This is a genomic window from Lactococcus sp. DD01 (assembly GCF_001578715.1).
In the GTDB taxonomy this organism is placed as follows: Bacteria; Bacillota; Bacilli; order Lactobacillales; family Streptococcaceae; genus Lactococcus; species Lactococcus petauri.
In genome coordinates this window covers 86,700-105,431 of sequence record NZ_KQ968942.1, presented here as the reverse complement: position 1 = coordinate 105,431, position 18,732 = coordinate 86,700, and the positions used below count along the sequence as shown (strand labels likewise).

Sequence of the window (18,732 nt, the reverse complement as noted above, 5' to 3'; positions counted from 1 at the left end):
TTTTTTTAAAAAATTTTACCTTTGTTCGGTTTATCCCCCATTTACTGGGCTTTACGCCATTTATTTTTTTTGTGATTTCCAGTTAATTAAGATAAGAACATCGTTATGTAAATAAAAAATGGCCACTTGGCCATCTTTTTATTTACATATCCACATTATGATAAACTTTTTGAACATCGTCGTCGTCTTCTAAAGCATCTACCAAACCTTCGAAGGTTTCTAAATCTTCACCAGAAAGTTCAACTTCGCTCTGTGCAATCATCTCAAGTTCAGTTGTTGTAAATTCAGTAATACCTTTTTCTTTGAGAGCAGCAATTGCTTTGTGTAAATCTGTAGGTTCTGTATAAACAATAATTTGTCCTTCTTCCGCAGAAACATCACGGACGTCAATTTCTTGTTCAATCAAATATTCAAAAATCTCGTCAGCATCATCACCAGCAAAGACGATCACACCTGTATTATCGAACATGTAGCCTACAGAACCTTCCGCACCAATATTCCCACCATTTTTATGGAAAATTGTGCGGATATTAGAAATTGTACGGTTTACATTTGAAGTTAACGTTTCACAGATAATCATTGATCCATTCGGTCCGAATCCTTCATATCGTCCAGAAACGAAAGCTTCTTCTGCTCCACCTTTAGCTTTGTCAATCGCTTTATCAATAACATGCTTTGGAACTTGTGCTTGTTTCGCACGTTCAATAACAAACTTGAGCGCGGTATTTGACTCTGGATCTGGCTCCCCTTGCTTTGCGGCTACATATATTTCAACACCAAATTTTGCATAAACTTTTGATGTTGCTCCGTCTTTAGCTGATTTTTTTGCGGCAATATTGGCCCATTTGCGTCCCATGGGACACCTCCTATTTTCAATTTATTCTTAAATATTATATCACAAAATCAATGGTTTGCGCCCATGGTTCTGTTCTTTAAAATTACGATTTCCTAATTGATAAATATCATCTGATTTTTGCGTAAGTAAGTCCCATGATTCTTTTCCAATGCGAGTCACAAGCTTATCCTTCACTTTAGCCAGATGTTGTTGTCCTTGCTTTGTAAAACCTAAAACATGAATGTTTTGAGGCAACTGAAAATCACGTGGAATATCCAATAAAACATAGGTCAAAAGCCGTCTTACACGTGCTCTAGTATATCGTTTTGTATGCACTGCCTCTATCAATTCATCGACAGTATTCACTTGCTTGATGGCTGTTTTTATCCGACTTTCCAACTCTGTATTCATTTGAAAAATAAGGCTCAAATCATGGGAGATTATCTTATACTTAAGCAAAGTGAAATAATTATCCCAAGAAACTCTGGGGTGCTGATAGAGTTGTTTTAAATTTTCCGGCACAAAATTCAAAATATCTTGTTGGTCGATATTTGCTCTAATAGCTGTTGCTGAAGCAATTTCACCAGATAAACTACGAGAATGAAAATCGTTACTACGCTGAATGGCTTGTAGTCTTATATCTTTGCCCGCACTGGCTTTGGCATAAGCAAGAGCCAGGACATGGTTGGGTGTATTTCCATCAAAATGTAAGCCTGAGAATTTCTGCCACATCATCTGAGTTTTTTCGGGATAACTCAATGTATCAGGTAAATCTTTAATGAAGTTCTCCATTTCGGTTGACTTCTCTTCATAAAGATTCACGATTTTTTGATAATCAAGGGTAGACTCCGAACCAAAAACAAGTTCACCAATCCCCATTTTATCAAGAATATCCACTGCTGCCTGTGCAAAAAAATCAGCAGCTTGGACAGCTCCCATGACAGGAAGCTCAACCACGATATCTGCACCATTTTTTAGAGCCATTTCAGCTCTTGTCCATTTATCAAAAAGAGCCGGTTCACCCCTTTGCATAAAATTACCAGACATGGCAACGATTTTTATACCATCGCCTGCCTGATCTAATAAATATTTATGTCCATTGTGAAAAGGGTTGAACTCAGCAACAATTCCTATTATTTTTTGCATACAAAGAACCAACGTAAGCTTTCTTCTTCAGGTTTTTCATCTTCAAAATCAGCATATACTTCTACTTTAGAAAATTTTTGAAGTCTTGTCAAATATTCCTTTATTGGGTACGTTCTCTCTTGATGTACTTCATCTTTACGCACAAATTTTCCATCGGAATCTTTAACAAAGAAAGTCAATTCATGGACGACTGAATGAGGGTAATCCCCTACAAAAGAATCCCAGAGAAAAGCAAAATCTTCATCGTTTTCGTGATAAGAGTAACCTGGAAAGACCGAATCCACTTGATATGTCGAATGGACATCAAAGATAAACACACCTTCCGCATTTAAAGAATTATAAACACCATCAAAAACGCGTTGAACTTCAGAAGCATTCGACATGTAACAAAGCGAATCCGAATAGCAAGTCACAACATCAAATGTGGTTTCTCCTGATAATTCACGCATATCTCCGGCAGCAAAAGTAATTTTTGCCCCCATCTGACGTGCACGTTTATCTGCAATGGTCAGCATTTCCTCTGACAAATCAACACCGGTTACTTCATAGCCTGCTTGACTAAATCTTATCGAGAGAATCCCTGTACCACATGCCAATTCCATGATATTTTGCGTTTTTGCTGGAAAATGTCTTTGACTAAACTCAAACCACAAGTCATAGAGCTCCTCATCCATTACGGAATCATAGACCCGGGCAAATTCCTCATAAGAAGCCGTCATTTATTCAGAAATCCATTCATTAATATCAACAAGTGGTGCATCTGACCATAGTTTCTCTAAGTTAAAACGCAAGCGTGAATCATGGTCAAAAACATTGACAATCACGTCACCTAAGTCAACTAAAACCCATCCTGTACGCGCATCTCCTTCAATATGACCTGCTGCTTGAACACCAAGCTTATCTGCTTCTTCAGCGACATTATCAACAATCGCATCAATCTGACGTGTATTCATTGCTTCAAGGACAACGAAATAATCTGCAACGCCTGACACAGCAGCGACATCAAGTGCTACAATATCTAAAGCTTTTTTATCATCGGCTGCTTTTACAACTGTTTCGAGTAATTGTTTTGAATTCATTTTATTCCTATTTTCTATTTTTATTATTATTTTTTAAGATATTTGATAAATGCGTTATATGTTTCGATACTTTGGGGGTAAATTTTTACACGAAGTTCAGCCAGATAATCAATAAGTCGCATTGTCTCAAAGGCAACTGCCATATTCAGAGAGTAATCCGCGATAGCTCGCGCTTCAATAACACCCGGGAAATCACGTCCCTCTTCAATATAGTCCGCCACATAAAGTACTTTTGCTAAGTCAGACATCGCTGCATCCCCTACAGTGTGCACCTCGATTGCATGTAGAATTTCGGGATCTTTCAAACCTAAATCTTCTTGCATTTTATAGATGCCCACTGTACCATGCCATATGTTATTGCCCCAATTTTTCAAATCAGGATTCAAGTTATACTTTTCAATCAGTTCTAAAAAGATGTCATCTGCTGTTTCTTTTGCGTAATCATGCAACAGAGCAGCAAGACTTGCTTTATGCACATTTACATCATATTTTTCAGCAAGTGCAACTGCTGCTTTCTCTACTCCTAGGATATGTTGGAAACGTTTTTCAGACATTTGAGCTTTTATCTTCGCAAGTAGTTCTTCTCTTGACAAGTTTACTTCTGGATAAAAATCAAACATAAAGTCCCTCTTTCTTAATATAAGCAAGTACTTTGGGTGCTAACAAGAAATTTGGAACAAGCCCTCGGCTAAATTGTTCACGTATCATATTACCAGAGATATCCATTCCCGGTACATCCACCCACAAAATAGGATAACTTGTCCCCGCGCGGAAGCGTGGTCGACGTACGCCAACCAGCTGTACTAATTCTAAAAGTTGCTCAATATTTTTCCAACTTGGTAAACTATTGATTAAATCTCCCCCAATGATAAAGTAAAAATCTGTATCGGGATGTTCTTCCTTGAGGGCCTTTACTGTTTCATATATGCCTTCATCTGCTTGGCAGCGGCATTTGTTCAATACAAGACCTTCTTTTCCTTCCAGTGCTAGCTCTAACATGCGGGTAACATGCCCATCGGTATTATGTTCCGGAAGAAACACAACTTGTTCTAAATTCAGCTGCTGACGCACTTGATCAGCGATTGTTAAATGTGCGATGTGTACAGGATTGAAACTTCCCCAAAAAAGACCGATGGCACGGCGAACACGAGCATTTTCCTCTTGTAGATCCACCTTAGTAAAAGGTGTTAGAAGTTCAAGCGACATAACTTATACCTTTTTTACATCTTCTGAAATTTTACGATTTTCTTTACGATCACTAACCTTAAAGACTACTACATTACGTCCGATAATTTGGACAACGTTGAGCCCCATTTCATCAATCATCGCTGCAACATCTTTGGCAGTTTCATCAGAGTTTTGTAAGATGTTAACTTTAATTAATTCACGCGCATCTGCAGCGTGGCGAATACTTGTAAGAATTTCGTTCGACAGTCCAGATTTTCCGATTTGAACTATGGGGCGAATATTTACTGCGAGGCTTCGCAGGTAACGCTTTTGTTTTCCAGTTAATTCCATTTTAATTCTCTTTTCTAATAATTATCCAGCTTCCAGGTCATGCTGGGAGCAATGATCCCTTTAACTTTATAAGCTGTTTCACCTTCAACAACTTCGTTGACCATGGCTATTTTTTTCAGTTCAGGTAGTTTATAAGCCATTGCATAAGGCAAATCTAACTCAAAAGCAACAAAGAGCTCATGCAATTTTTCTAAAATTGCCGTACGCAACCACTGGACACCTTCGTCTGACTTAATCGAAAGCTGTACTGCTGGTGTCAAAGTAGGTACAAAATCCTTAGCAATATCCATCTTATTATAGACATTTAACACAGGAATACCTTGAATATCCATTTCTTCCATCAATTTTTGGACTGTTTTTTCATGGACTTCATGATGGGGATTACTCGCGTCAATGACATGGATGAGTAAATCCACATGAGTCGACTCTTCTAAAGTCGACTTGAATGCCTTAATCAGCTCCGTCGGCAAATCTTGAATAAAACCAACTGTATCTGTAAGACTGACTGTAAAATCCTCTTTTATTTTTACCAACTTGGTTGTTGCATCTAGTGTAGCAAAAAGTTCATCTTTTTCATATTGCGTTTTTTCAGTCAAAGCATTCATTATGCTTGACTTCCCGGCATTCGTATAGCCAATCAATCCGATTTTAAAGATAGAGCTTTCTTTACGCTTTTTCCGAATCGTTTCACGGGTTTTTTCAACTTTTTGGAGCTGTTTATCTATATTTTCAATACGTATCCGAATATAACGACGGTCTGTTTCAAGTTTACTTTCACCAGGACCTTTGGAGCCGATACCTCCTCCTTGACGACTGAGCATGATACCTTGGCCGACCAAGCGTGGTAACAAATAGCTAAGCTGAGCTTGTTCGACTTGAAGCATCCCTTCATGAGACCGCGCCCGCAATGCAAAAATATCCAATATCAATTGCATCCGATCAATAACTTTGATTCCTAAAGCTTCTTCCAGATTAATGTTTTGGCGAGGTGTCAGACGGTCATTGAAAATAACCGTGTCTATTTCTCCGACTTCAATTGCCCACCTCATTTGTTCAAGCTTGCCGGTTCCAATCAGAAATTTAGTATCGTATTTGTCCCGCTTTTGTGTAAAGGCATCAATCACAATCCCCCCTGCTGTTTTTGTGAGTTCAGCAAGTTCAAGCATCGAGCTTTCAAAATTTTCGCTATTTTCAAAGGTCTCTACGCCAGCGAGTAAGACACGTTCTTGTTTTTCTTCTAGATTTATCATACTTATACCAATGCCTTACGCAGAACTACGTCTACACCTTCTGGTACCCATGCTGCCACAACGCCACGTTCCGCAACCCGAATCCATCCTAGACCAGAGAAGACAATATCTGATTTTTCTTTGACAGAAAATTCTTTACGGATGAGTTTTGGAAAGTCCGAAAGATTTTTCGCACGTGGCGGTTGAAGTAAACCACCCACATGTTTTTCATAAAATTCAGTAGCTCCTTCTAATTTTGTACGATGAATATCTAACTCATTATCACAAAAAACAGTAAGCCCTTGTTTTTCACCTTGTATATAGTCAAAACGTGCAAGCCCCCCTAAAAATAGAGTTTGCCCTGCATTAAGTTGATAAGTTTTAGGCTTGATTTCTTTTTTAGGTGAAACGAGTTTCAGGTCTTTTGCTTCAAGATAGTGCGCCATTTGTCCACGATGAATAATCCCCGGTGTATCAATAAGCAAGCTATCATCATCAAGAGGAATCTCAATCTTATCTAAAGTCGTCCCTGGAAAACGGCTAGTGGTAATGACATTGTCATCCCCTGTGACAAGTTTGATAATGGCATTAATTAATGTAGATTTACCTACATTCGTTACACCAACTACGTAAACATCACGACCTTTACGCATTTTCTCAATTTTTTCCATGAGTTCTCGAACATCATCTTGATTTTTAGCTGAAGTTACAAGAACATCAAGAGGACGGAGACCAGCTTTCTTTGCTTGCTCCTTGAGCCAAGCGCTCATTTTACCAACTTTTAATGAGTGCGGCAGAATGTCTTTCTTATTGGCTACTAAGAGAAGGTCATTATTGCCCGTAAAACGATGCAAGCTTGGGATTAAGGAGCCATTAAAATCAAAGATGTCAACAACATTCACGATTAACGCATCATGCTCACCGATTTCGCTCAAAAGGCGCAAAAAATCATCGTCTGTCAAGCTGACATCAGCGATTTCATTATAGTGACGAAGGCGGAAGCAACGTTGACAGTACAGTGCGTCATCTTCTCCTCTTTTCGCTAGCGCTCCTGCAGGCAGGAAACCCAAGGCATTTTTATCTTTTGTTTGAATCAATGCACCGCAGCCAATGCAATGCAATTCTTCCATAATATTTTCAGTTTCATTCATAGGCCTATTATAACATATTTCATACAATAACCATTTGTGCTTTTATTCGAGACTTGAGCTTGTTAGGAAAGGACATTTTAAAATGATATAAAATAAAAAGACGTAAGTTTCCTTACGTCTTTTTATTAACGATAATCTGGTTTTTCTTTGTGATTATTGTATACATTTGCAATACGTTCTGCTGCTCCTGGTTCAACCATTTCTAGAGCGTTTGAAATTTCGTTAAAAGCTCCATCATAGTTGCGCGCACGATCAAAGAGTTGTAAGCTTCGAGCAATGGCTCCAGCAATACGTTCATCACTTGCTTTATAACGATTAGCATATTGCATCAACTGTTCTGCAAGAACGGCATGATCTACTAAATCATCTGTTGCATCTTTCAAGGCTTCCATATCTTGAGTAGATGTGTCAAGTTGATGGTTCACTACATCAATATTAATACGTACTTTACCTAATTCTTTAAAGAGGGCTTCTAAGCGCTCACTTGTCGCAAAGAAGAGATCTAAATAATCTTTCGGTAAACCTGGAAGGTTACGTTTTTCCACATAACGCTTGATGATGCGTAATTCTGAGTCAAAGCGATCAGCAGCTTCTTGTGCAACTTTTTCTTGCTCACGTAAGTTAGCAAGTCCTTCACTAATACTAATTTGGTTCTTTTCGATATCTTCCAAAGCTTCAATGATTGAATTTACATTTCCACCTAAAGCAGAGTAAGGTTTTTGTTTTTCTTTAACTGCTTCAAGCACACTGTCAACTTCCCCTTCGAGGATATCAAGATGTTCAGAGTAGCTACGTACAGCTGCTTTTTCATTGTCAGACAGCAAATATGACTGCATCGTGTGGTCGATTTCTAACAAGAGGTTTTTGTTGTTTGCACGTGTGTGTTCGATATAGCTTCGGAGAATATTGACGCGTTTTTCTACGCTACGACGTGCTTTATATTCACGCTCAAAAATGTCATAAATACCGTTAATACGGTCATTAATTGAAGAAATACGGGCTTCCGTTGCTTCAAGTTCAAAACTGTCAAGAAGGGCTTTAGCTTCCTCCAAATCATCTTGGATAGCTTTCATTTCATTCTCAAGGTTAACACTTGCAGGAAGTACGTAATCTTCCTCTTCGAACTTATGAACTGTTTCTTCTAACTCTTCAATTTGTTTTGGCAACTCTTTATCGACAACAACAAGCAAGTCTGGGATTTGCTCTGTAATTGCACGCAAAGCAATTGTATGTTCTTCCGCAGTTTCTAACACTTCGGCTGCTTCAATCGGATCCCCTGTTGAGTTAAGCGTAACAAACTGTGAAAATTCTGTTTCTATGTTTGCTAAGTGACGGTTAATTTCGTCAATAACTGTACCATATTTTTCTTGGTTATCAGTGATTTCATCGCGGAGTGTTTCATAAAGGTCAAGAGATTCTTGAATTTTTGTCGAATTACGTTTTTCTTGTTCGACCAGCTCTGCAACACCTGCACGAATCGCTTCGACTTCAGATTCCATAACTTCGATTTGTGCTTCGCTATCATCAGCAGACTCACGTGCACGGAAAAAATGGAAGGAGTCATTCAATTGCTCAGCTTCAAAAATATGGTTTTCTAAATCAGCAAATGAATCTGATGACAAATCAATCCATTTTTGGTTCCACTCACGGAAAATGGTCTGTGACTGTCCAACGAGATGCATCTTCTTGACGGCATCTAATTCTTCTTGCACAGGTAAATCAAAAAGCAGCTCTTTGCGCTCTTCCAACTCAAGAATACGATTTTCTGTTTTCTTACGCATTACCATTGAAAATACATAGAATCCAACGACAATCACTATGAGAACGCCCAAAAGAATAATTATTGTACTTGACATCTTCTCTCCAAAACTTTAGGTAATTTTATCTTTTTATTTAAACTTATTTTTAAATACAAAGTTTCACTCTTTATTATAGCACATTATATTTGATTTTACATCACTTTTCTACATTTTTTAGATTACACACACTATAAGTTTAAAACCATGAAAAAGAAGCGCTTCACACAAATAGTCATAAAAAAAACAGCTCTAATGAACTGTTTTTTTATAATTAAGCAAGACCTGCTGCTTCAGCAACTTCAGCCGCGAAGTTATTTTCTGCTTTCTCGATACCTTCACCCACTTCGTAACGTGTGAATGCTACAACTTTAGCACCTTTAGACTCAAGGAAAGCTTCTACTGTTTTGCTGTCATCCATAACATAAAGTTGTCCAAGAAGTGTGTAGGCTTGGTCGACTTTAGTGTTATCAATGATGAATTTTGCAACTTTACCAGGGATGATTTTACCCAAGATCGCTTCTGGTTTACCTTCAGCCAAAAGTTCTTCTTTCATTTCTACTTCAGCATTTGCAAGAACTTCTTCAGTCAATTGGCTACGTGATCCGTAGGCAAGATGTGGAAGCATTGGTTTGTTTACCAATTTGCGGCTTTCGTTATCTTCATCGATTGTGTGGTTTAATTTAGCTAACTCATCATGAACAAACTCAGCATCCAACTCTTTGTAAGAGAGAACAGTTGGATTCATCGCAGCGATATGCATTGCAACTGCTTTAGCCAGCTCAGCATCTCCACCTTCAACAACTGTAACTACACCGATACGACCTTGGTTGTGTTGGTAAACACCAAAGGTTTGCGCATCTGTTTTTTCGATAAGTTGGAAACGACGGAATGAAATTTTTTCACCAATTGTCGCTGTAGCTTGTGTGTAAGAATCTTCAAGGCTGATACCTTCTGCAGTTGTCAAAGCCAAAGCTTCTTCATTAGTTGCAGGTTTTTTCTCTGCAATAAGTTCAGCTGTTTCTTTAACGATGGCAACGAATTGTTCATTTTTAGCAACGAAGTCTGTTTCTGAGTTCAATTCGATAAGTGCTGCAGTATTACCATTTACAGCGATACCTGTCAAACCTTCAGCGGCGATACGGTCAGCTTTTTTCTCAGCTTTCGCAATACCTTTTTCACGAAGGAGCTCAGCGGCTGCTTCCATATTTCCATCAGTTTCAACAAGTGCACGTTTAGCATCCATGATACCTGCACCAGTTTTTTCACGCAATTCTTTTACTTGAGCTGCTGTTACTGCCATTGTATAATTCTCCTATTATTATATTTTATAAAAAAACAGGGAGGCGTAGGGCCTCGCCTGTATTATTCATTACAAATTATTTGCCTTCAACGATTTCAGCAAGTTCTTCAAGTGATTCTTCTGAAGCAGCAGTATCTTTAACCGCAAGTTCAGCTTCTACTGAATCTTCGCCTTGACGACCTTCGATGATAGCGTCAGCCATTTTAGCAGTGATCAATTTAACTGCACGGATAGCATCATCGTTTGCTGGGATAATAACGTCGATTGGATCTGGGTCAGCATTTGTATCAACCATTGCTACAACTGGGATTCCCAATTTTTGAGCTTCTTGGATAGCGATTTGTTCATTGTGTGGGTCAACAACGTACATCACATCTGGGATGCGAGGCATGTCAGCGATACCACCGATGAATTTTTCAAGACGTTCGCGTTCTTTGTTCAAAAGAACAACTTCTTTCTTAGGCAATACTTCGAAAGTTCCGTCTTCTTCCATTTTGTTGATTGATTTAAGGCGTGCTACACGTTTTTGGATAGTATTCCAGTTAGTGAGCATACCACCAAGCCAACGGTGGTTTACATAGTATTGACCAGCACGAAGTGCTTCTTCTTTAACAGCTTCTGAAGCTTGTTTTTTAGTACCAACAAAAAGTACTACAGCACCTTCAGATGAAGCGTTACGTACATAGTTGTAAGCATCGTCAACAAGTTTAACTGTTTTTTGAAGGTCGATAACGTGGATACCATTACGTTCTGTGAAGATGTATGGTTTCATTTTTGGGTTCCAACGACGAGTTTGGTGACCGAAGTGAACACCAGCTTCAAGAAGTTGTTTCATTGAAATAACTGACATATTAATGTCTCCTTTTAAAATAGTTTTTCCTCTTTTAACTGTCAGCCAATGCCGCTACACAAGTGCACTACGACACTGTCAAGTCAAAATGTGAAATTATTGCCCATAGACAACAGTACTATTATACACTAAACACTCCCTTATTGCAAGAGCTTGTTGTGTCATTTTGTTGACTGTCCTGTCTTCACAAATTCCGAGAGATTTAGTTTCCTGAAAACGCTCATTTATGATAAAATAATTATACGAATATTAAATGTTAAAGGAGCCAAGATATGCGTGAAAAAATTCTAGTTGGCGGTTACACTAAGCGTGAATCAAAGGGGATTTATAGTTTTGACCTAGATATTGCAAAGGAAGAACTTTCTAATCTAACTGAAGTTGCTCATGTTCAAAATGCTACTTATTTTGCTTTGGACAAAACAAAACAACACCTTTACACTTGTGCTGCAGATGAAAATGGTGGCGGTATTGCTGCTCTCAGCTATAAAAGAGGTAAAACAGAGCTTCTCAACTATGTTACTAGTGTTGGCGCACCTCTGTGCTATGTAGCCGTTGATAATAAACGTGGTTTTGTTTACGGTGCCAATTATCACTTAGGGGAAATCCGTGTCTACAAAATTCAAAAAGATGGGTCGCTTACCTTAACAGACACTGTAAAACATGAAGGCGAGGGATCAAAAGTACACCCTGGCCAAGAACGCCCTCACGTGCATTACACAGATCTTACACCTGACGGACGCTTAGTTACTTGTGATTTGGGTACAGATGAGATTACAGTTTACGATGTTGTTGGTGAAGAAGGCAAGCTCTCTCTTGTAAGCCTCTATCGTATGCCTGCAGGTACTGGAGTACGTCATCTTACTTTCCATCCCAATGGTAAGATTGCTTATGCTATTGGTGAGTTTTCTTCTACTGTAACTGTTCTCAGCTATAATGAAGAAAAAGGACGCTTTGCTGCACTGGAAACAATCAGTACTCTTCCAGTAGATTTTGAAGGCACAAAGAGCGCATCTGCTCTCCGTCTTTCTTCCGATGGTGCATTTCTTTATGCTTCAAATCGTGGACATAATTCTATCGCCATCTACAGTGTGAGCCCCTTAGGGACAAAGATAACTTTAGAAGATATTGTAAAAACTGAAGGGGAAACGCCCCGCGATTTCAATTTCAACAGTACAGAAGATTTTATTATCGTAGCACATCAAGATAGCGATAATATTAGTCTTTTCCGCCGTAATAGGAAAACAGGAATGCTCACACTTAAGCAAAAAGATTTTTATAGCCCAGAGGGCACATGTATTTTACCAACACTCTAATGAAAACCGCCCTTAAGGCGGTTTTTTTATCATTAAAATGCAGATAGTATTTTATCAAAAAAAGTTTGTGTGGTTTTACACAATATTATTTGACAGCACTTTCAAAGTTTGTTAAAATAATAACGTGATAAATTTCACAAAGGAGAAATTTAAATATGTCAAGCAAGAATACCAAAAAAGAACTAACAACCGCTGATAAAGCTGTACTTGCGGAAAAAGCAGAGCAATATACAGACGGTCTTGTCAAAAAAGCACATCAAGCCGCTTTACAATTTGAAGGCTACACACAAGTGCAAGTAGATAAAATTGTCGCAGCAATGGCCTTAGCGGCAAGCGAACATTCCCTTGAACTTGCGCACGAAGCTCATAATGAAACAGGGCGAGGAATCGTTGAGGATAAGGATACTAAAAACCGCTTTGCTTCAGAATCTGTTTATAATTCAATTAAAAATGATAAAACAGTAGGAGTAATCAGCGAGAACAAAGTTGCTGGCTCAGTAGAAATTGCAGCCCCTTTGGGTGTGCTTGCAGGAATTGTACCAACAACCAACCCTACTTCTACAACAATTTTCAAATCACTTTTAACAGCAAAAACACGAAATGCTATCGTATTCGCCTTTCATCCTCAAGCCCAAAATTGTTCCTCTCATGCCGCACGTATTGTCTACGAAGCTGCCCTAAAAGCTGGGGCACCTGAGAACTTTATCCAATGGGTTGAAGATCCAAGTCTTTACAACACTACTGCACTTATCCAAAACCACGGTATTGCTTCTATTCTAGCTACAGGTGGACCCGGAATGGTTAACGCAGCACTCAAGTCAGGCAACCCTTCACTAGGAGTGGGCGCAGGTAATGGTGCCGTCTTCGTTGATGCTACTGCAAATGTGGATCGTGCAGTTGAAGACCTGCTACTTTCTAAACGTTTTGATAATGGCATGATTTGCGCTACCGAAAACTCTGCTGTAGTTGCTGCAGAAATTTACGATGAATTCCTCGAAAAACTTCAAGCTCACGGTGCTTACAATGTTCCAAAGGAAGATTATTCAGCCATCGAAAAATTTGTTTTTGTTGAGCGTGCGGGTGAGGGCTTCGGAGTAACTGGTCCAGTTGCCGGCCGTCCTGGCCCATGGATTGCTGAACAAGCAGGCGTAAAAGTACCTGAAGGAAAAGATGTTCTTCTCTTTGAATTGGAAGAAAAAAACATTGGTGAAGCTCTCTCTTCTGAAAAGCTTAGCCCGCTTTTGTCAATTTACAAATCTACCTCACGCGAAAATGGTACCGCCATCGTTCAGAAACTTTTGGCTTATCAAGGCGCTGGGCATAATGCGGCTATCCAGATAGGTGCACAAGACGATCCTTTTGTGAAAGAATATGCTGATGCTATTGGTGCTGCACGTATATTAGTTAACCAACCAGATTCTATTGGAGGCGTTGGTGATATCTATACTGATGCAATGCGTCCATCGCTGACTTTAGGAACTGGTTCATGGGGGAAAAATTCAATCTCACACAATTTGAGTACATATGATCTATTGAATATCAAAACAGTGGCACGTCGTCGTAATCGCCCACAGTGGGTTCGTCTGCCAAAAGAAATTTACTACGAAAACAACTCTATTTCTTACCTACAAGAAATGCCTAATATCGAGCGTGCTTTTGTCGTCACAGACCACGGCATGTTGCAATTTGGCTTTGTCGACCACATGCTTGAGCAATTGGCCGTTCGTGAAACACAAGTTCAAACTTCAATATATGGTTCTGTAAAACCTGACCCAACACTTTCACAAGCGATTGAAATTGCTCGACAAATGGCTGATTTTAAACCTGACACAGTTATCGCACTCGGCGGTGGTTCTCCACTTGATGCAGCAAAAATTGGCCGCTTGATTTATGAATACTCTGTTCGTGGAGAGGTTGACCTCAATGATGACGTTGCACTAAAAGCTCTATTTGAGCAGTTGGCGCAAAAATTCATCGATATTCGTAAACGTATCGTCAAATTCCCGCATCAAGATCAAACGCAATTGGTATGTATTCCGACCACTTCTGGTACAGGTTCTGAAGTAACGCCCTTTGCTGTTATCACCGATGATGAAACCCATGTTAAATATCCTTTAGCTGATTATCAACTTACACCTCAAGTAGCTATTGTTGACCCTGAATTTGTTATGACCGTGCCAAAACGTACTGTGGCTTGGTCAGGTATTGATGCCCTCAGTCACGCGCTTGAATCCTATGTTTCAGTCATGGCTTCGGATTATACTAAACCATTATCACTTCGTGCCATTAAGTTAATCTTTGATAATTTGACAACCTCATATCACTACGACCCATCAAAGCCTTCTAAAGAAGGACAAGTCGCACGCGCCAATATGCACAATGCAGCAACCTTAGCTGGTATGGCCTTTGCCAATGCATTTCTCGGTATTAATCACTCCCTAGCCCACAAAGTGGGTGGTGAGTTTGAATTACCACATGGTTTAGCTATCGCTATCGCTATGCCTCACGTCATTAAATTTAACGCTGTAACAGGAAACGTTAAACGTACACCATACCCACGTTATGAGATTTACCGTGCCCAAGAAGATTACGCTGAAATTGCGCGTTATATTGGTCTTACAGGTAAAGATGATGCGGAACTCGTAGACAAACTTATTAAGGAAATTAAAAAATTGACGGACAGCATCGATATCGATGTCACTCTATCAGGAAATGGTGTTGATAAAAACCACTTGGAGCGTGAACTCGATAAGCTTGCAAACCTTGTTTATGATGATCAATGCACACCTGGAAATCCACGCCAGCCAAGTATTTCAGAGCTTAAAACACTCTTACAAGATCAATATTAAGCATAAAAAAAGCTGTAAATTACAGCTTTTTTTATTTTTCGAGATAATCTAGCGCATCTTGAATCGTCTTTACAGGTACAATTTTCATATCTGTATTCAACTTTTTAGCTGCCGCAAGCGCATCTGTGTAGTTATTTGTTGTACCAGAAGCCTTTGTCTGTTCTTCCGTTTCATCTGGGCAAAGGAAAATTTTTGCGCCCGCATTACTTGCTGTAGCAACTTTTTTATCAACGCCACCTATTTGCCCGATGCTGCCATCCTCATTGATCGTTCCAGTACCTGCAATTTCGCGTCCTTGACGTAAATCTTTGCCTGTGATTTGGCTATATATTTCCAAGGTAAACATCATACCAGCACTTGGCCCGCCAATACTTCCAGCATCGATTTTAACTTTAGGGTCTGTCACAACCTGGGTATGATCTACTAAACCAATACCAATCCCTGTTTTACCATTACTCAACTTAATGTACTTACCTGTGGCTTCATGATTACTGCCATCCACACGTGTATATTTGATGGTAACGCTATCCCCAACTTTTTGTTGCGATACATAATCAATCATCTCAGTTGAAGATTTGAAAGTATGTCCATTAACTGCCGTTATCGTATCTGAAAGTTGTAAGTCATTTTTAAAGGTTGAATCCTCAGTGATGCTCAAAACATAAACACCTTGATACTTCATCTCATAAGGTTTCCCTGCCAACTTAAAGGCCTGATAAATAGCCGTGTTTTGCGCTGTCTGCATATAAAACTGGTTGACCAAGTCAAATTGCTGATTGGTCATTCCACCCGTCATCTCTTCACTACTCACAACAGTGGCAAAAGAGTTCGACTTGGAATAAAGCATACTTGCTGCATTGGCGCGAACCATTTCAACTGTCGTTAAATAAAAGTTGCCTTTATGTTCGTCTTTTTTCCCTGCAACATCAACCATTTGGTTAACTGGAATGGTTCCTCCTGGCTGCTCGATATAGTAAGGTAAGGGGAAGAATAAACCCACTACAATAAGAAGCGGTAGCGCGATGGCAAAGAATAGCTTTAGTTTTTTATGCTTTTTTATTTTTTCATTTTTCATGTGCTTTTTTCTCATTCAATGTTTCAATAACATTTGCAGGTAACCATCGACTTAGGTCTTGACCAAAATGATAAAGTTCACGCATTCGGGTAGAACTAATATTTTCGAGTTCTGGTTTTGCAGTCAGTAAGATGGTTTCGATCCCTGTCATTTCACGGTTAAAGTAAATCATATTTTTCTCATAGTCTAAATCAGCCGCATTGCGAACGGACCGAACAAGCGCTGTTACCTCAAGTTTCTCCGCAATATTTACTGTCAGATCACTCGCATGTGCAATGACTGACACATTGGTTAATTGTAAATCTGCTAAGGCTGTTTCGATTAGAGCTACACGTTCTTCTAGACTGAACAAAGGATTTTTAGCTTCATTTTTAAAAATACCGATATAAAGCTTATCAAAAAGCTTACTGGCACGTTCAATGATATCAAGATGGCCTTTTGTGACCGGGTCAAAAGTGCCCGTAAATAAACCGATTTTATCTTTCATAGATGGTTACCTTTGAAATTCCATATACTTTTTCTTTACTTAACGACAAGTGACCGATATTTTCCGGAAGTGTGACCTCCTTATCCGTCTCACAAACCACGACAGCATCATCTGCCAACAAGTTTTTTTTCTGCATTTCTTCTAGGTTAGCAACAATACTTTCTTTCGCATAAGGTGGGTCTAATAAAACTAAGTTGAACTGTCCAGAAAGATTAGCCAAAGCACGTTCTGCTGGTATTTTAAGAAGTTGAAACTTTTTCTCTTCCTTGGTCATCTTAATATTTTCTGCAATCACCAGCTGTGCTGAACGGTCTTTTTCAACCATTACAGCATTGTCCATCCCACGTGATACAGCTTCTATAGCAAGCGAACCCGAACCTGAGAATAAATCCAGAACTCGTCCACCTTCAAAATATGGACCAATCATATTAAAAATTGCTCCTTTAACTTTGTCTGTCGTTGGACGTGTTGTTTTTCCTGCCAATGTTTTCAGTGGTCTACCACCATAATTTCCTGCTACAACTCTCATTGTTCTATTATAGCACACTGTGTCTTCTTCGCCCACAAGCATCAAAAAAACCACAGTTCAATGATGTACTGTGGTTTTTGTTTTTATCTCATTTTTGATTAAAGACGTGCGTTCAATTCAGCACTCAATTCTTCAAATCCTGGTTTGCCAAGAAGTGCAAACATGTTACGTTTGTAAGCTTCAACACCTGGTTGGTCAAATGGATTGATACCATTCAAGTAGCCTGAGATCGCAATTGCAAGCTCAAAGAAGTAGATAGTGTAACCTAAAGTGAATTCATCTTGCTCAGGCAAAGTAACGATCATATTTGGAACGTCACCATCTGTGTGTGCAAGGAGAACACCGTCAGCTGCTTTTTTGTTGACAAAGTCAACATCTTTACCTTGCAAGTAGCCAAGACCATCAAGATCTGCTTCAAGTTCAGGAATGTTAATGTTCTTACGTGGTTTTTCAACACGAATAGCTGTTTCAAATACAGAACGTGTACCTTCTTGGATAAATTGACCCAATGAGTGTAAGTCTGTTGAGAAGTTTGCTGATGTTGGATAAATACCTTTTTGGTCTTTGCCTTCAGATTCACCTGCCAACTGTTTCCACCATTCTGAGAAGTATTGCAATGATGGCTCATAGTTAATCAAGATTTCTGAAAGTTTACCTTTGCGGTAAAGGATATTACGAAGCGCTGCATAAGCATAAGCATCATTTTCACGTACGTCTGTGGCTGTATATTCTTTGCGCGCTGCGTTAGCACCTTCCATAAGAGCTGTAATATCAGCACCTGATGCTGCGATAGGCAAGAGACCAACAGCTGTCAAAACTGAAAAACGTCCGCCAACTGAATCCGGCACAACAAAAGTATCCCAGTTGTTTGCATCAGCATTAACTTTAACGGCACCTTTTTCTTTATCTGTTGTTGCATAGATACGTTTATTTGCTTCTTCACGGCCATATTTTTTAACCAAAAGTTCTTCAAAGACACGGAAAGCAATTGCTGGTTCAGTTGTTGTTCCTGATTTAGAGATAACATTAACAGAGAAATCTTTATCTGCCACATATTCTACCAAGTCTGAAAGATAGCTTGAAGAAATTGAATTTCCTGCATAAAGAATTTGTGGTGCTTTACGTTCTTCTTTTGATTGAAGATTAACAAAGCTGTTGTTCAAGAAGTCAATTGCAGCGCGGGCACCAAGGTATGAACCACCGATACCGATAACAATAAGAACTTCTGAGTCAGATTGAATTTTGCTTGCTGCTTTTTGAATGCGTGCAAATTCTTCTTTATCATAGTCTTCTGGAAGATCTAACCAACCGATGAAGTCAGAACCAGCACCGGTTCCTTCACGAAGAAGTTTATCTGCGCCATCAACTTGCCATTGAATTTCGTCAAGTTCTTTATCAGCTACAAATGGTTTCAATTTAGAATAGTCAAATTTAATATGTGCCATCTTATATCTCTCCTTAGAGTTTTTTTCTTTGTTTATTTTATCACTTTTCCATAGGTTTAACAAGAAATGAAAATTTAAGATATTGTAAACCTATCTATACCAAAAAGAAAAAGTTCCCACAATTAGG

At 39.1% G+C, this 18,732-nt stretch carries 18 protein-coding genes; 2 read left to right on the top strand and 16 right to left on the bottom strand.

The annotated features are described in order from the left end of the window. Positions 1–142: 142 nt before the first annotated feature. The 12 genes from LACDD01_RS10300 to rpsB all read right to left on the bottom strand — a co-directional run bounded on the left by LACDD01_RS10300 (position 143) and on the right by rpsB (position 10,907). Entirely contained in the window at positions 143–856 is a 714-nt protein-coding gene (locus LACDD01_RS10300) for a YebC/PmpR family DNA-binding transcriptional regulator (RefSeq protein ID WP_017369493.1), read from the bottom strand. A 39-nt stretch (positions 857–895) separates the two neighbouring features. Continuing rightward, the gene (locus LACDD01_RS10295; protein ID WP_019293673.1) at positions 896–1,981 is read right to left on the bottom strand and encodes a nucleotidyltransferase; all 1,086 of its coding nucleotides are present in this window, start codon (positions 1,979–1,981) and stop codon (positions 896–898) included. Continuing rightward, complete coding sequence (locus LACDD01_RS10290; protein WP_019291521.1) at positions 1,969–2,700, bottom strand: class I SAM-dependent DNA methyltransferase; 732 nt, start codon at positions 2,698–2,700, stop codon at positions 1,969–1,971. Before LACDD01_RS10290 ends, LACDD01_RS10295 begins: the two co-directional genes overlap by 13 nt. After that, positions 2,701–3,060, bottom strand: coding sequence for a ribosome silencing factor (gene rsfS / locus LACDD01_RS10285; RefSeq protein ID WP_003133173.1), 360 nt, complete (start codon positions 3,058–3,060; stop codon positions 2,701–2,703). 26 nt (positions 3,061–3,086) lie between these two features. Next, complete coding sequence (gene yqeK / locus LACDD01_RS10280) at positions 3,087–3,680, bottom strand: bis(5'-nucleosyl)-tetraphosphatase (symmetrical) YqeK (RefSeq protein ID WP_019335775.1); 594 nt, start codon at positions 3,678–3,680, stop codon at positions 3,087–3,089. Beyond that, positions 3,673–4,266 (bottom strand): nicotinate-nicotinamide nucleotide adenylyltransferase, encoded by a 594-nt coding sequence (locus LACDD01_RS10275; protein WP_003133170.1) that lies wholly within the window; start codon positions 4,264–4,266, stop codon positions 3,673–3,675. Before LACDD01_RS10275 ends, yqeK begins: the two co-directional genes overlap by 8 nt. 3 nt (positions 4,267–4,269) lie before the next feature. Then, positions 4,270–4,578: a ribosome assembly RNA-binding protein YhbY gene (gene yhbY / locus LACDD01_RS10270; protein WP_017369498.1), complete on the bottom strand. Its 309-nt coding sequence runs from the start codon at positions 4,576–4,578 to the stop codon at positions 4,270–4,272. Between the two features lie 14 nt (positions 4,579–4,592). Continuing rightward, positions 4,593–5,828, bottom strand: a complete 1,236-nt coding sequence (hflX, locus tag LACDD01_RS10265) for a GTPase HflX (RefSeq protein WP_061414955.1) — start codon at positions 5,826–5,828, stop codon at positions 4,593–4,595. Between the two features lie 2 nt (positions 5,829–5,830). Beyond that, positions 5,831–6,937, bottom strand: coding sequence for a ribosome biogenesis GTPase YqeH (yqeH, locus tag LACDD01_RS10260; protein WP_029343497.1), 1,107 nt, complete (start codon positions 6,935–6,937; stop codon positions 5,831–5,833). A 146-nt stretch (positions 6,938–7,083) separates the two neighbouring features. Beyond that, the gene (gene ezrA / locus LACDD01_RS10255) at positions 7,084–8,814 is read right to left on the bottom strand and encodes a septation ring formation regulator EzrA (protein ID WP_017369501.1); all 1,731 of its coding nucleotides are present in this window, start codon (positions 8,812–8,814) and stop codon (positions 7,084–7,086) included. A 214-nt stretch (positions 8,815–9,028) separates the two neighbouring features. Next, positions 9,029–10,057, bottom strand: coding sequence for a translation elongation factor Ts (gene tsf, locus LACDD01_RS10250; protein ID WP_061414952.1), 1,029 nt, complete (start codon positions 10,055–10,057; stop codon positions 9,029–9,031). Between the two features lie 76 nt (positions 10,058–10,133). Then, on the bottom strand, positions 10,134–10,907 hold the full coding sequence (gene rpsB, locus LACDD01_RS10245; protein WP_003133158.1) for a 30S ribosomal protein S2: 774 nt from the start codon (positions 10,905–10,907) through the stop codon (positions 10,134–10,136). Between the two features lie 272 nt (positions 10,908–11,179). Here rpsB and LACDD01_RS10240 point away from each other — a divergent pair, with 272 nt between their 5' ends. After that, positions 11,180–12,220, top strand: coding sequence for a lactonase family protein (locus LACDD01_RS10240; protein ID WP_019291938.1), 1,041 nt, complete (start codon positions 11,180–11,182; stop codon positions 12,218–12,220). Between the two features lie 155 nt (positions 12,221–12,375). Beyond that, positions 12,376–15,069 (top strand): bifunctional acetaldehyde-CoA/alcohol dehydrogenase, encoded by a 2,694-nt coding sequence (adhE, locus tag LACDD01_RS10235; protein ID WP_019335773.1) that lies wholly within the window; start codon positions 12,376–12,378, stop codon positions 15,067–15,069. Positions 15,070–15,100: 31 nt separating this feature from the next. Here adhE and LACDD01_RS10230 read toward each other — a convergent pair whose 3' ends face one another. The 4 genes from LACDD01_RS10230 to LACDD01_RS10215 form a co-directional block, all read right to left on the bottom strand. Further along, entirely contained in the window at positions 15,101–16,144 is a 1,044-nt protein-coding gene (locus LACDD01_RS10230) for a SepM family pheromone-processing serine protease (protein WP_019293303.1), read from the bottom strand. Continuing rightward, complete coding sequence (gene coaD / locus LACDD01_RS10225; RefSeq protein WP_019291941.1) at positions 16,134–16,631, bottom strand: pantetheine-phosphate adenylyltransferase; 498 nt, start codon at positions 16,629–16,631, stop codon at positions 16,134–16,136. The genes LACDD01_RS10230 and coaD overlap by 11 nt, the downstream gene beginning before the upstream one ends. Next, the gene (rsmD, locus tag LACDD01_RS10220; protein WP_061414970.1) at positions 16,621–17,160 is read right to left on the bottom strand and encodes a 16S rRNA (guanine(966)-N(2))-methyltransferase RsmD; all 540 of its coding nucleotides are present in this window, start codon (positions 17,158–17,160) and stop codon (positions 16,621–16,623) included. Before rsmD ends, coaD begins: the two co-directional genes overlap by 11 nt. A gap of 98 nt (positions 17,161–17,258) precedes the next feature. Beyond that, a complete protein-coding gene (locus LACDD01_RS10215) occupies positions 17,259–18,605 on the bottom strand; it encodes a glucose-6-phosphate isomerase (protein WP_003133148.1) in 1,347 nt (448 codons plus the stop codon). Positions 18,606–18,732: the final 127 nt, after the last annotated feature.

Bases quoted from the DNA above. Each gene is read 5' to 3' on its own strand.
- LACDD01_RS10300 (WP_017369493.1), bottom strand. From the start codon at position 856: ATGGGACGCAAATGGGCCAATATTGCCGCAAAAAAATCAGCTAAAGAC.
- yhbY (WP_017369498.1), bottom strand. From the start codon at position 4,578: ATGGAATTAACTGGAAAACAAAAGCGTTACCTGCGAAGCCTCGCAGTA.
- yqeK (WP_019335775.1), bottom strand. From the start codon at position 3,680: ATGTTTGATTTTTATCCAGAAGTAAACTTGTCAAGAGAAGAACTACTT.
- LACDD01_RS10240 (WP_019291938.1), top strand. From the start codon at position 11,180: ATGCGTGAAAAAATTCTAGTTGGCGGTTACACTAAGCGTGAATCAAAG.
- LACDD01_RS10290 (WP_019291521.1), bottom strand. From the start codon at position 2,700: ATGACGGCTTCTTATGAGGAATTTGCCCGGGTCTATGATTCCGTAATG.
- rsmD (WP_061414970.1), bottom strand. From the start codon at position 17,160: ATGAGAGTTGTAGCAGGAAATTATGGTGGTAGACCACTGAAAACATTG.
- rpsB (WP_003133158.1), bottom strand. From the start codon at position 10,907: ATGTCAGTTATTTCAATGAAACAACTTCTTGAAGCTGGTGTTCACTTC.
- rsfS (WP_003133173.1), bottom strand. From the start codon at position 3,060: ATGAATTCAAAACAATTACTCGAAACAGTTGTAAAAGCAGCCGATGAT.
- hflX (WP_061414955.1), bottom strand. From the start codon at position 5,828: ATGATAAATCTAGAAGAAAAACAAGAACGTGTCTTACTCGCTGGCGTA.
- ezrA (WP_017369501.1), bottom strand. From the start codon at position 8,814: ATGTCAAGTACAATAATTATTCTTTTGGGCGTTCTCATAGTGATTGTC.
- yqeH (WP_029343497.1), bottom strand. From the start codon at position 6,937: ATGGAAGAATTGCATTGCATTGGCTGCGGTGCATTGATTCAAACAAAA.
- LACDD01_RS10295 (WP_019293673.1), bottom strand. From the start codon at position 1,981: ATGCAAAAAATAATAGGAATTGTTGCTGAGTTCAACCCTTTTCACAAT.
- LACDD01_RS10230 (WP_019293303.1), bottom strand. From the start codon at position 16,144: ATGAAAAATGAAAAAATAAAAAAGCATAAAAAACTAAAGCTATTCTTT.
- LACDD01_RS10275 (WP_003133170.1), bottom strand. From the start codon at position 4,266: ATGTCGCTTGAACTTCTAACACCTTTTACTAAGGTGGATCTACAAGAG.
- LACDD01_RS10215 (WP_003133148.1), bottom strand. From the start codon at position 18,605: ATGGCACATATTAAATTTGACTATTCTAAATTGAAACCATTTGTAGCT.
- coaD (WP_019291941.1), bottom strand. From the start codon at position 16,631: ATGAAAGATAAAATCGGTTTATTTACGGGCACTTTTGACCCGGTCACA.
- tsf (WP_061414952.1), bottom strand. From the start codon at position 10,057: ATGGCAGTAACAGCAGCTCAAGTAAAAGAATTGCGTGAAAAAACTGGT.
- adhE (WP_019335773.1), top strand. From the start codon at position 12,376: ATGTCAAGCAAGAATACCAAAAAAGAACTAACAACCGCTGATAAAGCT.